Source organism: Streptomyces sp. NBC_00454, from assembly GCF_041434015.1.
In the GTDB taxonomy this organism is placed as follows: Bacteria; Actinomycetota; Actinomycetes; order Streptomycetales; family Streptomycetaceae; genus Streptomyces.
Genome location: NZ_CP107907.1, coordinates 2,926,166 through 2,941,355 on the forward strand (window position 1 = coordinate 2,926,166; position 15,190 = coordinate 2,941,355).

10 protein-coding genes are annotated in these 15,190 nt (G+C 70.7%); 3 read left to right on the forward strand and 7 right to left on the reverse strand.

The genetic code is table 11. The features are described from left to right. Positions 1–5: 5 nt before the first annotated feature. From OHU74_RS13565 to OHU74_RS13575, 3 genes are all read right to left on the reverse strand, one after another. Positions 6–4,997: an NAD-glutamate dehydrogenase gene (locus tag OHU74_RS13565; RefSeq protein WP_371616128.1), complete on the reverse strand. Its 4,992-nt coding sequence runs from the start codon at positions 4,995–4,997 to the stop codon at positions 6–8. A 362-nt stretch (positions 4,998–5,359) separates the two neighbouring features. Beyond that, the gene (locus OHU74_RS13570; RefSeq protein WP_371616129.1) at positions 5,360–6,028 is read right to left on the reverse strand and encodes an HAD family hydrolase; all 669 of its coding nucleotides are present in this window, start codon (positions 6,026–6,028) and stop codon (positions 5,360–5,362) included. Then, positions 6,025–6,525 carry a hypothetical protein gene (locus OHU74_RS13575; RefSeq protein ID WP_371616130.1) on the reverse strand — a complete coding sequence of 167 codons (501 nt, stop codon included), beginning with the start codon at positions 6,523–6,525 and terminating at the stop codon, positions 6,025–6,027. The genes OHU74_RS13570 and OHU74_RS13575 overlap by 4 nt, the downstream gene beginning before the upstream one ends. Positions 6,526–6,833: 308 nt before the next feature. On the opposite strand from OHU74_RS13575, the gene OHU74_RS13580 reads away from it, so the two are divergent. Continuing rightward, a complete protein-coding gene (locus tag OHU74_RS13580) occupies positions 6,834–7,304 on the forward strand; it encodes an Rv3235 family protein (protein ID WP_371616131.1) in 471 nt (156 codons plus the stop codon). Positions 7,305–7,396: 92 nt separating this feature from the next. Here the strand turns inward: OHU74_RS13580 and secA are convergent, their stop codons facing one another. Beyond that, positions 7,397–10,177, reverse strand: a complete 2,781-nt coding sequence (secA, locus tag OHU74_RS13585; protein WP_371616132.1) for a preprotein translocase subunit SecA — start codon at positions 10,175–10,177, stop codon at positions 7,397–7,399. 253 nt (positions 10,178–10,430) lie between these two features. Here secA and OHU74_RS13590 point away from each other — a divergent pair, with 253 nt between their 5' ends. Together OHU74_RS13590 and OHU74_RS13595 are read left to right on the forward strand one after the other, a co-directional pair. Beyond that, the gene (locus OHU74_RS13590) at positions 10,431–11,060 is read left to right on the forward strand and encodes a GNAT family N-acetyltransferase (RefSeq protein ID WP_371616133.1); all 630 of its coding nucleotides are present in this window, start codon (positions 10,431–10,433) and stop codon (positions 11,058–11,060) included. A 9-nt stretch (positions 11,061–11,069) separates the two neighbouring features. Then, positions 11,070–12,245 carry a winged helix-turn-helix domain-containing protein gene (locus OHU74_RS13595; RefSeq protein ID WP_371616134.1) on the forward strand — a complete coding sequence of 392 codons (1,176 nt, stop codon included), beginning with the start codon at positions 11,070–11,072 and terminating at the stop codon, positions 12,243–12,245. 50 nt (positions 12,246–12,295) lie between these two features. Here the strand turns inward: OHU74_RS13595 and OHU74_RS13600 are convergent, their stop codons facing one another. The 3 genes from OHU74_RS13600 to OHU74_RS13610 form a co-directional block, all read right to left on the reverse strand. Continuing rightward, the gene (locus OHU74_RS13600; protein ID WP_371616135.1) at positions 12,296–13,024 is read right to left on the reverse strand and encodes a response regulator; all 729 of its coding nucleotides are present in this window, start codon (positions 13,022–13,024) and stop codon (positions 12,296–12,298) included. Positions 13,025–13,237: 213 nt separating this feature from the next. After that, positions 13,238–13,939, reverse strand: coding sequence for a ribosome hibernation-promoting factor, HPF/YfiA family (hpf, locus tag OHU74_RS13605; protein WP_371616136.1), 702 nt, complete (start codon positions 13,937–13,939; stop codon positions 13,238–13,240). A 359-nt stretch (positions 13,940–14,298) separates the two neighbouring features. Beyond that, positions 14,299–15,123, reverse strand: a complete 825-nt coding sequence (locus OHU74_RS13610) for a ComF family protein (protein WP_371616137.1) — start codon at positions 15,121–15,123, stop codon at positions 14,299–14,301. Between the last annotated feature and the right edge of the window lie 67 nt (positions 15,124–15,190).

The window sequence follows — 15,190 nt, forward strand, 5'->3', positions numbered from 1 at the left end:
CAGGGCTACGTGTGCGCCCGAAGCAGCGACCGCATGGTCCGCATCGCCACCGACAGGTTCGCCAGGTCGAAGTCGTCCGAGCCCTGGATCTCGTCCAGGGTCGTCCGGGCCCGCCCGATGATCGCCGCGTTCTTCTCCTCCCACGCCTTGAAGCGCTCTTCGGGAGTCGAGGCGCCGTTGCCCACCGACAGCACGTCGGCGGTCAGGGCCGCATGCGCCGAGAACAGGTCCTCGCGGATGGAGGCACGGGCCATGGACTGCCAGCGGTCGGCCCGCGGCAGGTCGATGATCCGGTCCATCAGCTGGGTGATGTTCAGCCGGTCGGCGAGGTCGTAGTACACCTCGGCCACCGCCAGCGGCTCCACGCCCGTACGGTCCGAGATCGCGACGATGTCCAGCGTCGGGAACGCGGACGAGAAGCCGGCCACCTTGGCCGCCAGTTCCTCCGGCACGCCCTCGCCGATCAGCTCGGCCCGGACCGCCTCGTACCACTCCAGGTCCGCGCCGCGCACCAGCTTCGACAGCTCCGACCAGACCTTCTCCACCCGATCGGCGAAGAACTCGATGGTCTCGGTGATCTGGAGCGGCTGCGGCCGGTTGTTCAGCAGCCAGCGGGTGCCGCGCTCGACCAGGCGCCGCGAGTGCAGCCGCACCCGGGTCTGGACATCGGCGGCGACCTCGTTGTCGAGGGCCTCGACGGCGTCCCACACCCCGGCCAGGCCGAAGATCTCGCGGGCCGCGAGCTGCGCCCGGACGATCTCCTCCAGGGAGGCTCCGGTCTCCTCGCGCAGGCGGTGCAGGAAGGTCGAGCCACCGCTGTTGACGGTGTCGTTGACCAGCACGGTGGTGATGATCTCGCGGCGCAGCGCGTGCCCGTCGACCTGGTCCGGGAACTTCGCCCGGAGCGCGCCCGGGAAGTAGGCGTGCAGCAGGCGGGCGAGGTACGGGTCGTCCGGCAGCTCGGTGTGGATGAGCTCGTCCGCCACCGTGATCTTGGTGTAGGCGAACAGGACGGCGAGCTCCGGCTGGGTCAGGCCCCGGCCGTTGTTGAGCAGCTCGCGGATCTGCCGGTCGGTGGGCAGGAACTCCAGCCCCCGGTCGAGCAGTCCGTCCTTGCCCAGGCGGCGCATGAAGCGCTGCTGGGCGTGGAGCAGGCTGGGCGCCTGGGCCGCGCCGTTGGCCAGGGCGGTGTTCTGCGCGTAGTTGTTGCGCAGGACCAGCCGGCCGACCTCGTCGGTCATCTCGGCGAGGAACTTGTTGCGCTGCTTGACGGTCAGGTCCCCGTCGGCGACGACCGAGTTCAGCAGGATCTTGATGTTCACCTCGTGGTCGGAGGTGTCCACGCCCGCGCTGTTGTCGATGGCGTCGGTGTTGATCTTGCCGCCCTCGCCGCCGGCGCCGCTGCGGGCGAACTCGATGCGGCCGAGCTGGGTCAGACCCAGGTTGCCGCCCTCGCCGATGACCTTGGCCCACACGTCGGAGCCGTTGACGCGGATGGCGTCGTTGGCCTTGTCGCCGACGTCCGCGTGCGTCTCGGCCGTCGCCTTGACGTACGTACCGATACCGCCGTTCCACAGCAGGTCCACGGGGGCCTTGAGGATGGCCTGCATCAGCTCGGCCGGGGTCATCTTGGTGATGCCCGACTCGATGCCGAGGGCCGCGCGGATCTGTGCGTTGACCGGGATGGCCTTCGCGCTGCGCGGGTGGATCCCGCCGCCCTGCGAGAGCAGCGCGGTGTCGTAGTCCGCCCACGAGGAGCGCGGCAGCTCGAACAGGCGCCGGCGCTCGGCGTACGAGGTCGCCGCGTCCGGGTTCGGGTCGATGAAGATGTGCCGGTGGTCGAATGCGGCGACCAGGCGGATGTGCTCGGAGAGCAGCATGCCGTTGCCGAAGACGTCGCCGGACATGTCGCCGACGCCGACGACCGTGAAGTCCTGGGTCTGGGTGTCGTGCCCGAGCTCGCGGAAGTGCCGCTTGACGGACTCCCAGGCGCCGCGGGCGGTGATGCCCATGCCCTTGTGGTCGTAGCCGGCGCTGCCGCCGGAGGCGAAGGCGTCGCCCAGCCAGAACCCGTAGGACTCCGCGACGCCGTTGGCGATGTCGGAGAAGGTGGCGGTGCCCTTGTCGGCGGCGACGACGAGGTAGGTGTCGTCCTCGTCGTGGCGGACCACGCCCTTGGGGTGCACGACCTCGCCGCCGACCATGTTGTCGGTGATGTCGAGCAGCGCCGAGATGAAGATCTTGTACGAGGCGATGCCCTCGGCGAGCCACGCGTCGCGGTCCACCGACGGGTCCGGCAGGTTCTTGGCGACGAAGCCGCCCTTGGCACCGACCGGGACGATCACGGTGTTCTTGACCATCTGCGCCTTGACCAGGCCGAGGATCTCCGTACGGAAGTCCTCGCGCCGGTCGGACCAGCGCAGACCGCCTCGGGCGACCTTGCCGAAGCGCAGGTGGACGCCCTCGACGCGCGGGGAGTACACCCAGATCTCGAAGGCCGGCCGCGGCGCCGGCAGGTCCGGGATGGCCTGCGGGTCGAACTTCATCGACACGTAGCTGTGCTGCTCGCCCGCGTCGTTGAGCTGGAAGAAGTTGGTGCGCAGCGTGGCCTTGATGAGGGTGAGGAAGGATCGCAGGATCCGGTCCTCGTCCAGCGAGGCGACCTGGTCCAGGGCCCCGTCCAGCTCCTCCAGCATCGCGTCCACGAGCTCGCTGCCCGCCGACTGGCGGCCGGGCGACATCCGCGCCTCGAAGAGCGAGACCAGCAGCCGGGTGGTGTGGACGTTGTTGCGGAGGGTGTCCTCCATGTAGTCCTGGCTGAAGGTGGCACCGGCCTGGCGCAGGTACTTGGCGTACGCGCGCAGGACGACGGCCTGTCGCCAGGTCAGCCCGGCGCCCAGCACCAGGGTGTTGAAGTTGTCGTTCTCGGCGTCGCCCTGCCAGACCGCCGCGAAGGCGTCCTGGAACCGCTCGCGGGCGTCGTCGCCGAGGTAGTTGGATGCCGCCGCGGAGTCCCCGTTGCCGTTCGAGAGCGGCATCCGCAGACCGAAGTCGTAGATCCACGCGTTCGTACGGTCGGTGCACCGCAGCTCGTAGGGCCGCTCGTCGGTGACCTCGACGCCCAGGCGCTGCAGGACCGGCAGGACCGCGGACAGGGAGACCTGCTCACCCGTGCGGTAGATCTTGAAGCGGCGCTCGCCGGGGCCCGCGCCGACCGGCTCGTACAGCGACAGCGCGAACTCGCGGTCGCTCGCGGACAGCCGCTCCAGGTGGCACAGGTCGGCCACGGCCGCGCGCGGCGAGTGGTCGGCCTTGTAGCCCTCGGGGAAGGAGGTGCCGTACTTGCGCAGCAGCTCGGCGGCGCGCTCCTCGCCCAGCTCGGCCACCAGGGCCTCGCCGAACCCGTCCGCCCAGGAGCGGGCGGCCTCGACCAGCCGGCCCTCGATGCGGTCGACGTCGGCGTCGGTCAGCACGGGCAGCTCCGTGCCCTGCGGGACACGGACCACGAAGTGGATGCGGGAGAGGATCGACTCGGTGTTCCAGGCGGTGAAGTCGACGCTGATGCCGTCGAGCTCCTCCTGCAGGATCGCGATCAGGCGCAGCCGCACACCGGTGGTGTAGCGGTCGCGGGGCAGGTAGACGAGCGCGGAGTAGTAGCGCCCGTACTCGTCCTGGCGCAGGTACAGCCGCAGCCGGCGGCGCTCCTGGAGGTACAGGACGGAGGTGGCGATGGCCTGGAGCTGGTCGACCGGGGTCTGGAACAGCTCGTCGCGCGGGTAGGTCTCCAGGATCTGCAGCAGGTCGCGGCCGTCGTGGCTGGACGGTGCGAAGCCGGCGCCCGCGAGGACCTCGGCGACCTTGCGGCGGATGACCGGGACGCGGCGCACCGACTCGGTGTAGGCGGCGGAGGAGAACAGGCCGAGGAAGCGGCGCTCGCCGACGACGTTGCCCTCGGCGTCGAACTTCTTCACGCCCACGTAGTCGAGGTACGAGGGGCGGTGCACGGTGGAGCGGCTGTTGGCCTTGGTCAGCACCAGCAGGCGGTGCTCGCGGGCCTTGGCGCGGGCATCGGCCGGCAGCCGGTTGAAGGAGGGCGAGACGGGGTGGCCGTCCTCCTTGCCGCTGTGCAGCGGGTCGGAGCGCAGGATGCCGAGGCCGGTGCCGGGCACGGCGGCCAGGGAGTCGCCGTCGACGAGGTTGTACTCGCGGTAGCCGAGGAAGGTGAAGTGGTCGTCGGCCAGCCAGCGCAGCAGCTCGCGGGCCTCTTCGAGCTCGTACTCGCGCAGGTCGGGCGCGGTCGGCTCGTTCGGCAGCTCCTCCGCGACGCGCAGCGCGGCGTCGCGCATCTTCTCCCAGTCCTCGACGGACTCGCGCACGTCGGACAGGACGCGCAGCAGATCGCCGGTGATCTGCTTCAGGTCGGCGCGGTCGGTCTCGCGGTCGATCTCCACGTGGATCCAGGACTCGACGAGGGAGTCGTGGGGGCGCGCGGTGCGCGGACCGTGCGCGTCGCAGTCGGGGCCGAGGATCTCGATCAGCTTGCCGGTGACGTCGCGGCGGACGACCACCTGCGGGTGGATCACGACGTGGATGCCGCGGCCCTGGCGGGACAGCTCGTTGGTGACGCTGTCGACCAGGAAGGGCATGTCGTCGGTGACGACCTCGACGACGGAGTGGCTGGAGGTCCAGCCGTTCTCCTCCACGGTGGGCGTGTGCACCCGCACGTTCGCGGTGCCCTGCGGGCGGATCTCCGCGATCCGGTAGTGCGAGAGCGCCGCCCCGAACACATCGACCGGGTCCCGGTCGAGGAGGTCCTCGGGGGCGGTGTGCAGGTAGTAGCGCTGGAGGTACGCGAGCATCGTGTCCTGATCAGGACGGTCAGGACGCTCCCCTTGCTCGGACCCAGTCGGAAGTAGCCCCCCGGCCGGGCTGTGCTCAGCTACCCGTGCCGCCCGCGCGAGCAGCTCGGCCTTTGCTTCGTCCAGCTTGGTCTGCATGTCCTCTGGCTCCTGTCGCGCGCCATTGCGTGACGTAGGTGAAGGAAGGAATGACGTAGCGCCGCGAGGCGGGGTGTCGTGGTCCGTTCGGGATCGACGCTATGTCGTCGAGAAAACCGCCGGGGAGAGAATCGGCCATGATCGGCAGGAGGTCCCGGCGGAGGGGATCAGCGATGGCCCGGGCACGGTAGTGCGCCGGGCGCTGGCCGGAGGCTTCAGTGCCTCCGAGGACTATCGCGCTGATCACGGGTACCAGGCTATCTCGCCCCACCCCCGACTCGTCATGAGCTGTATGTGTACAAATCCGGGGGTGGAACTTTGACACTCTGGACAGCGACGGGCCCCCGCGTGCGTGCAAGTGGCTAATCGGCCGACTCTCGAGCAGCGCGTACGGCCTCCGCCAGGGTGTCCACGACAGGGACACCGGCTGATTCCAGACTGCTACGGCTGTGTGAACCGCCCGTATAGAGAACAGCCCGCGCGCCCACGTGCGCGGCGGCCAGCGCGTCGTCCACGGCGTCTCCGATGAGCACCGTACGCCCGGCCGTCACCCCCGTCCCCTCCAGGGCCTCAAGGTGGCGTACTAGGTGTCCCGCCTTGGTGGTGTGGGAGGGCCCGATGCGGCCGTCGACGCGCAGGAAGTGCCCGTCGATGCCGTGCGCCCGGACGAGCGGGACCAGCTTGTCGTGGGGGGCGAGGGACAGCAGGGACTGCGTGAGCCCTTCGGCCTGCCAGTCGCGCAGCAGCTCCCCGGCCCCTTCGGCGAGCCCGGCGGCATCGGCGGCGGCCCAGTAGTGGCGGTGGAAGGTCTCGTCCATGACGGTCCACTCGGCGTCCGTGGGGAGCCTGCCCATGATGCGCTCGTAGAACCTCGGGACCGGTACGACGTACAGCTCGCGGTAGGTCTCCAGCGTGATCGGCTCGAAGCCGAACTCGGCGAAGGAGGCGTTGGTCGCGGCTATGACCGCGTCGATGTCGTGAAGGAGGGTGCCGTTCCAGTCCCAGACGATGTGGGGGGCCTGCTGTCTCACTTCAGCAGCCCCGGAATCTCCTGGATCCCGAACCAGAGCAGCTCGTGGTCCTCGGCGCCGTCCACGGTGAACTGTGCGTCCGCCTCGCCCAGGTCGGCGGCCGCGAGGGCCTGCACGGCCGCTGTCACGTCCCCGAGGGCGTCCGGGGCGTCCACGTGCACGGCGGCGGCCACGGTGAGCCGTACGGCCCCCGCGAGGGCCACCTGGCCGAGGGTGGCCTCGTCGACCCCGGGGGTCGCGCTGGCGGCCTTGTCGTCCACGTCCACGGCGACCACGACCCGCTTGCGGGGCGCGGTCCCGTCCTCGGCGAGCATCCGCAGGCTGGCGGCGGCGGCCCGGCTCAGGGCGGCGTACTCCAGCTCCTCGATGTCGTCCGACACGTACCACTCGCGCAGGCCCGGCGTGACGGCGTACGCCCGCAACGGAGCCGGACCCAGCTCACCCGCCTCGTGCGCCTCGGCGAGCCCGGGAAGGGTCAGGGGGACGTACACGCGCATGGCCGGCTGCTTTCGGTAGTCGGAAACGCCTTCAGGATACGGCCGTTCCCCGACGGGACTCCGTCCGGTGACGGGTCCGTCCCCCTTCGGGGTGCCGGGTCGGGGGCGGGGGCCGTCAGCTTCGCTCCGCGCGGGGCGGCGCGGGGTGCGCGGGGGCGGCGGGCACCCACCACGGATAGGTGAAGGCGGGCCGGGTCCGCGCGGGGGCTGCGGGGCCGTTGCGGAGCGTGTTCGCGGGCCCGTAGAAGTCTGCCTACCAAGTTACCGCCCGGTACCGCACCGGGCCCGGACACCTCGGGACGGCCCTCATGAGCAGCAGGATCACCAGGACCGGCAGGAACGCAGTCCGGCCCCCCGGCCGCCACGACCAGCGCCGCCCGCCCGCCACGATCCACCGGGGCCCGCACCACTGGTTCGCCGACCGGCTGCTCGCGGTGCTCAGCGGGCTCCGCCCGGTCCACTCGCTCATGGGCCACACCGTCGGCCCGGCCTACGACCAGCTGATCACCCTGGCCTCCCCGGCCGCCGCGGACCCGGCGGACCCGACGGACCTGTCGGCCACCACCACGGCCACCACGGCCGCCGCCGGCCCCCTCCAGGGCCGCCTGCGCCCCGTCATCCGCCAGTGCGGCCGCTTCACCCCCGGCCCGGGGGTCATCGAAGCCTTCGCCCGCATCGCGACGGGCGACCGCCTGACGGCCATGGCCTTCCGCCTGGAACAGGGCCCCGACCTGCGCTGGCGCTGCGCGGCCGTCGAACTGCGCGGCCCGCGCCCGTGAGCGAAAACGGCCGGGGCCGGACCCCACGTACGAAGACGTGGTGTCCGGCCCCGGCGGGTCCGCTGCGCACAGCGGAGGGGTTACTGCCCGGCTTACTTCTTGCGGCGGCGGCCGCCCGCGGCCTTCGCCGCCTTGCGGCGCTCCGCCCGCGTCATCCCGGACTCGTCGTCCCCGGACTCGGACTCGAAGTCACCCTCGACGACCCCGCCCTCCCCGTCCACCGTGGGCGCGGAGAAGTGCAGCCGGTCCGGCCGCTGCGGAGCGTCCAGGCCCTTGGCACGGATCTCCGGCTTGGCCAGGGACGGGCCCGTGGCGTCCGCCACCGGGACCTCCTCGACCTGCTGCTCGACCTGGACCTCCAGGTTGAACAGGTAGCCGACGGACTCCTCCTTGATGCCTTCCTGCATGGCGTTGAACATGTCGAAGCCCTCGCGCTGGTACTCGACCAGCGGGTCCTTCTGGGCCATCGCCCGCAGGCCGATGCCCTCCTGCAGGTAGTCCATCTCGTAGAGGTGCTCGCGCCACTTGCGGTCCAGCACCGACAGCACCACGCGGCGCTCCAGCTCGCGCATGATGTCGGAGCCGAGCGTGCTCTCGCGCGCCGCGTACTGCTCGTGGATGTCGTCCTTGACGGACTCCGCGATGAACTCGGCGGTGATGCCCGCACGGTCGCCCGCCGCGTCCTCCAGCTCCTCGACGGTGACCTTGATCGGGTAGAGCTGCCGGAAGGCGCTCCACAGCCGCTCCAGGTCCCACTCCTCGGCGAAGCCCTCGACCGTCTCGGCCGTGATGTACGCGTCGATCGTGTCGTCCATCATGTGACGGATCTGGTCCTGGAGGTCCTCGCCCTCCAGCACCCGGCGGCGCTCGGCGTAGATGACCGTGCGCTGGTTGTTGAGGACCTCGTCGTACTTCAGGACGTTCTTGCGCGTCTCGAAGTTCTGGGTCTCCACCTGCGACTGGGCCGAGGCGATGGCACGGGTGACCATCTTGTTCTCGATCGGCACGTCGTCCGGCACGTTCGCCATCGACATCACGCGCTCGACCATCTGAGCCTTGAAGAGGCGCATCAGGTCGTCGCCCAGCGACAGGTAGAAGCGGGACTCGCCCGGGTCGCCCTGACGGCCGGAGCGGCCGCGCAGCTGGTTGTCGATGCGGCGGGACTCGTGGCGCTCGGTGCCCAGCACGTACAGCCCGCCGAGCTCCTTGACCTCCTCGAACTCCGCCTTCACGGCCGCCTCGGCCCGCGTGAGCGCCTCGGGAAGGGCGTGCGCCCACTCCTCGATGTGCTCCTCCGGGTCCAGACCGCGCTGGCGCAGCTCGGCCTCGGCGAGGTCGTCCGGGTTGCCGCCGAGCTTGATGTCGGTACCGCGGCCGGCCATGTTCGTGGCGACCGTGACGGCGCCGCGGCGGCCGGCCTGGGCGACGATCGAGGCCTCGCGCTCGTGCTGCTTCGCGTTCAGCACCTCGTGCGGGATGCCCCGCTTGGAGAGCTGCTGCGAGAGGTACTCGGACTTCTCGACCGAGGTGGTGCCGACCAGGATCGGCTGGCCCTTCTCGTGCTTCTCCGCGATGTCGTCGACGACGGCGGAGAACTTCGCGACCTCGGTGCGGTAGATCAGGTCCGCCTGGTCCTTGCGGACCATGTCGCGGTTGGTCGGGATCGGGACGACACCGAGCTTGTAGATCTGGTGGAACTCCGCGGCCTCGGTCATGGCCGTACCGGTCATGCCCGACAGCTTCGAGTACAGGCGGAAGAAGTTCTGCAGGGTGATCGTGGCGAGGGTCTGGTTCTCGTCCTTGATGTCCACCCCTTCCTTCGCCTCGATCGCCTGGTGCATGCCCTCGTTGTAGCGGCGGCCGGCGAGGATGCGGCCGGTGTGCTCGTCGACGATCATGACTTCGCCGTCGATGACGACGTAGTCCTTGTCGACCTTGAACAGTTCCTTGGCCTTGATGGCGTTGTTGAGGTAACCGACGAGCGGGGTGTTCACCGACTCGTAGAGGTTCTCGATGCCGAGCCAGTCCTCGACCTTGGCGACACCGGTCTCGTGGATGCCGACGGTGCGCTTCTTCTCGTCGACCTCGTAGTCGCCGGTCTCCTCGATGCCCTTGAGCGGCTGGCCGGCCTCGCCCTTGGTCAGGCGGGTGACCAGCTTCGCGAAGTCCGCGTACCACTTCGTGGCCTGGTCGGCCGGGCCCGAGATGATCAGCGGGGTACGGGCCTCGTCGACGAGGATCGAGTCGACCTCGTCGACCACGGCGAAGTTGTGGCCGCGCTGGACGAGCTCGTCCTGGGACCACGCCATGTTGTCGCGGAGGTAGTCGAAGCCGAACTCGTTGTTCGTGCCGTAGGTGATGTCGTTGGCGTACTGCTCACGGCGCTGGGCCGGAGACATGTTCGCCAGGATGCAGCCGACCTCGAGGCCGAGGAACTTGTGGACCCGGCCCATCATCTCGGAGTCGCGCTCGGCGAGGTAGTCGTTCACCGTGATCAGGTGGACGCCCTTGCCGGACAGCGCGTTCAGGTACGCCGGGAGGGTGCCGACGAGGGTCTTGCCCTCACCGGTCTTCATCTCGGCCACGTAGCCGAGGTGCAGGGCGGCGCCGCCCATGATCTGGACGTCGTAGTGACGCTGGCCGAGGACGCGCTTGGCGGCCTCGCGGACCGTCGCGAAGGCCTCGGGCAGCAGGTCGTCCAGGCTCTCGCCGTCCTGGTAACGCTGCTTGTACTCGTCCGTGAGCGCACGCAAGTCGGCGTCGGAGAGGTTGACGAAGTCCTCTTCGATGGAGTTGACCTGGTCCGCGATGCGGTGCAGTTTTTTGAGGATCTTGCCTTCGCCTGCACGCATGAGCTTGTTGAAGACGGACACCGAGGTTTGTCTCCTTGCCGGTCGGGCCTGGCACTGGTTCGTACACGGGCACGGAGGGTGGGCCCCACCGCAACGGCCATCGTAAGCGAGGACGCGGTCGCGTCGGGAGGCCCGCACTCTGTGCGGGGCAGGACTGCCCGGAATGAGAACGTGTGGGGGGCGCCGAAGGTGCCGGTGTGAGCGACCCCTCTTGCCGGCCCCTCTTGTTGAAAACTGTTCGCCGGGGGTACTGCGCGCCGGGAGAATCCCTGCCATGGACCCGATCACCCTGACCACCGAACGCCTCGTACTGCGCCCGCACCTCCCCGCGGACACCGGCGAGGTGCACGCGGCGTGCCAGGACCCGCTCATCCAGCGCTACATCTCCGTACCGGTCCCGTACGGGCACACCGACGCCGAGGCCTACGTGACCGGGGTCCCGGGCAAGTGGCAGGACGACTCCGAGTACAACTTCGCGGTCCGCCTCGGCGCCGACGGCCCGCTCGTCGCCACCATCGGCCTCGCCCCGAAGGGCGACCACGCCCACGAGGTCGGTTACTGGGCCGTCGCGCAGCACCGCGGCCGCGGCTACCTGAGCGAGGCCCTGCCCGCCGTCGCGCACTGGGCCTTCACCGAGGCCGGCTGCGTCCGGATGATCTGGCGGGCCGCCGTCGGCAACCACGCCTCCCGCGCGGTCGCAGAGAAGGCCGGCTTCCTCGTCGAAGGCGTCACCCGCGCGGGCATGGAACACCGCGGAACCCTGCGGGACTGCTGGACGGGCGCCCTGCTGCCCTCGGACCTGTCCCTGCCGAGCCGCCTGCCGTACCTGCCGTCCCCGTCCGCATCGCTGTCCCCCTCTTCGTCCCCCTCGCCGTCGCCGTCGGCTGTCAGTGGGCGCGTCTAGGGTGCGGTCATGACGACCGCCACACCTTCGCCCCTGCCGCTCTCCGCCGACGAGGCCCGTCGCATCGCGCTGCGCGCGCAGGGGTTCATGGGGGCGCCGGACCGGCGCGGCGGGGTGCGCGGGGTCCTGCGGCACCTCGGCGCCGTCCAGCTCGACACGATCTCCGTACTGGCCCGCTCCCACGAGCTCATCCCGTACGCGCGCCTCGGCGCGGTCGGCCGCTCCGCCGTCGAAGCCGCGTACTGGTCGGACCAGCACGCCTTCGAGTACTGGTCGCACGCCGCCTGCATCCTGCCCATCGAGGAATGGCCGCACTTCGCCTTCCGCCGCCGGGCCCGCAAGGCACGCGGCCGCCGCTGGCACGTCCTGGAGGACAAGGACCGCTCGACGAAGACCGTCCTGGACCGCCTCGCATCCGAGGGCCCGCTCACCTCCACCGAACTGGGCGGCGCCAAGAACGGCGGCGAGTGGTTCGAATGGTCCGAGACGAAGATCGCCGTCGAATGGCTCCTCGACATCGGCGAGGTCGTCTGCACCGAGCGGCGGGGCTGGAAGCGGGTCTACGACCTCCCGGAGCGCGCCGTGCCCGACCGGCTCCTCCACGACGACCTGGACGACCGCGAGTGCATGCGCCGCCTGGTGGCCCTGGCCGGACAGTCCCTGGGCGTCGGCACGCGGGCCGACATCGCGGACTACCACCGGCTGGCGGGCGCGCAGTTCGACGCGGTCGTCGCCGACTCCGGTCTGGTCCCGGTGGAGGTGGAGGGCTGGGGGAAGCCGGCCTGGGCCGACCCCGCGGCCCTCGCCCAGGCGCCCGGCGGCCGCCACCGCACGACCCTGCTCTCGCCCTTCGACTCCCTGGTGTGGGACCGGCCGCGCACGGAGCGGATCTTCGACTTCACGCACCGGCTGGAGGCGTACGTCCCCAAGCCGAAGCGGATCCACGGCTACTTCGCGATGCCGCTGCTGGCGGGCGGCCGCCTGCAGGGCCGGGTGGACCCGGCCCGCGAGGGCACCACCCTCGTGGCCCGCCAGCTCTCCCTGACCTCCCCGAAGGCGGCCCGCCCGATGGCGCAGGCCCTGCGGGAGGCGGCGTCCTGGGTCGGGTGCGACGCGGTCCGCATCGAGCGGGCGGGGTCCCCGGCGGAAGCCGCCGCGGTCTCGTCGGAGTTGGCCGCCCTCTGAGGCAGCCGGCCTCCCGCTGGCCTGGCCGGCCGGGGCCCCGACAGGGGCCCCTACCGGATCTCCAGGATCTTCTCCCGCATCGCGTACACCACCGCCTCCATCCTGGAGTGCAGCTGCAGCTTCTCCAGGATGTTGCGTACGTGGTTCTTCACCGTGTTCTCGGAGATGAACAACTCCTTGGCGATGTCACGGTTGTTCATCCCGGTGGCGACGAGCTTGAGGACTTCCAGTTCCCGGTCCGTCAGCCTCGGCGCCGGCACCAGCCGCCGCTCGTCGGTCCGCTGGATCATCGACTTGAACTCCGTCAGCAGCTTCGACGCCATCGAAGGGCTGATCTGCGACTGCCCGTCGGCCACCGCCCGGATCGCCGTGGCGACCTCGTCCGTGGAGATCTCCTTCAGGAGGTACCCCGTGGCGCCGGCCTTGATCGCGTCGTAGAGGTCCGCCTCCTCGTCGCTGATCGTCAGCATGATGATCTTCGCGGAGGGCGCCACCTCCTTGATCGAGGTGCACGCCTCGATCCCGCCGCGCCGCGGCATCCGCACGTCCATCAGCACGATGTCCGGCAGCAGGTCCGCCGCCTTGTCCACGGCCTCCGCGCCGTCGCCCGCCTCGCCGACGACCTGGATGTCCTCCTCCTGCGCGAGCACGATCTCCAGCCCGCGCCGGAAGAGCGCGTGGTCGTCGACCACGAGCACCCGGATCGGTTCCACGGCCTGGCTTTCCTCACGGCAGCCCGCACCGTCGTCAACGCGCACCGGCCCGAAGCTGTCCGCCATCGTTCCTCCCCCTGCACCGCATGTGCTGAGCTGCTGGGTCAATCCGACGGGAGCGGCCGTCGGCTGACTGCCCGACATGATTCCATGCCCAGGTAACCGGGTGGGGGCAGACGATTACAGGCCGGTGATTCCCGGCCATCCCCGCAGACGGGTGCCCCCGCGCCCGCCGAAGCGAACGCGGGGGCACCGCACGGACATCCGGGATGTGCGGCGTCAGCCGCCGAGCGCGCCGCCCGCTCCCGCGCCGTCGAGCTCACCTGAGCTGGAGGCGGCGTCGGAGGCATTGAGGTGGATCACGCCGTAGTCGTAGCCGTGGCGCCGGTAGACGACGCTCGGCATCTTGGTGTCGGAGTCGACGAACAGGTAGAAGTCGTGACCGACCAGTTCCATCTCGTACAGGGCCTGGTCGAGCGACATGGGTGCGGCCGAGTGGGTCTTCTCGCGGACGATGAGCGGGCCGTCGCCCTGCACTTCCAGCGATCCGATCCGGGTGGTCGGAATCGCGTCCGTCTTCTCGCCGTTGACCGGCTCGCCGTTGCCGTTGAGGGTGGCGGCGTTCGGGACCACGTCGGCGACCTCCGCCGCCGAGAGTCGTCCGGCGCCGCGCCGCGTGTAGCGCTTGTCGTGCTGCTTGCGCAGCCGGGCCTCCAGCTTGTCCTGAGCGAGGTCGAGCGCCGCGTACGCGTCGGCGGCGGAAGCCTCGGCACGGATCACCGGGCCCCGCGAACGCAGGGTGATCTCCACGCGGTCGGAACGGTCGGCCTGGCGCGGGTTGTGCTCCTTGGACACCTCGACGTCCAAGCTGATCACCTTGGCGTCGAGCTTCTGGATCCGCTCCGGATTCAGCTTCTCGGCCACGTGCTTGCGGAACCGGTCGGGCACCTCGGTCTTACGGCCCTTGACGACGATGTCCACGCAGAACTCCGTTCCCGGATAGCTCCGCCCCAGGGGCGAAGCGTCTCCCTTTCGCACCAGACTCCGGTGAACACCGGAGCCCCGGACTTGGCGACTTCCACCTCCTCCTCCCCCATCGGCAAGGTCTACACCCCACCGACTTCGGAGTCGAGAGACAACCTCTGACACGAAGATTCCGAAACGTACGAACGCTCGAAACGTGCGCTCCGATGCGTGGGGCCCCAGGCTCGCCAATTCCTTACAACCGAACATATCCCTCTATGCCGGTTGTCGGCACCCGCTACCGGAACGTACCTCCGTTCAGGTGGCCGTTCCCTCTTACTACCTGCAACGATGCGCCTTCCCCGCCAGTTCCAAATCTATTCACAAGTTTGTTGCTCTGTACGAGTTGCGGACCGGATTTTGCCCGCCCCCCGCACGAACGCGTCCGCCGCCGCGGCCACCACCGCAGCCCCGGCCAGGGGGCCGATCCCGGCCGCCCGCAGCGCACGCGCCGCCTCCGCCAGCGTGGCTCCGGTGGTCACCAGGTCGTCCACGATGACGATCCGGGCCGCCCCGGCCGTCACCCGTCCGGCGCCCGGCCTGGCCTCCAGGGCCCCCGCGAGGTTCTCCCGGCGCTCCGCCGCACCCAGACCCGCCTGGTCGGCCACGGCCCGCCGCAACCGCAGTACGGGGGCCACGCGCGCGGGCACCCCCGCCCGCCGCAGCCGCGCCGAGGCGGCCAGCGCGATCCTGTGCGCCGGATCGTGGCCGCGCGCCCGGATCCGGTGCCGCGCGGAGGGCACGGGAACCAGGGCCACTTCCCCCGCCCCTCCCTCCCCCTCCCCGCCCACCCCGCCGCCACCGCCTGCGCCCGCCCGTACCGCCACCGCCAGGGCCGTGCCCAGGGCGGCGGCCAGCGGGAGCGCGCCGCGCTCCTTGTGGGCCAGCACGACGGCCCGTACGGCCCCCTCGTACGCGGCGGCCCCATGCACCACGGGCAGCCCGGCGGGGCCCGGAGACGGGCGTACGGGGCCCACCTCGGCCCCACTGAGCGCCGACCGGCAGGCTCCGCACAGCGCCACCCGGACGGCCCCGCAGCCGGCGCAGTCGACCGGCAGGACCAGCCCGGCGAGCTCCGCCACGAATCCCGCCACGAGACCCGCCGCCGAGCCCGCCGTCAGTGCCCGCCACCGCTGCCGCATGGCTCCACTCTGCCGGGCGCGGGCAGGGCGGTGCCACCCCTGTGGACAACTGGGGGTGGCACCGTAA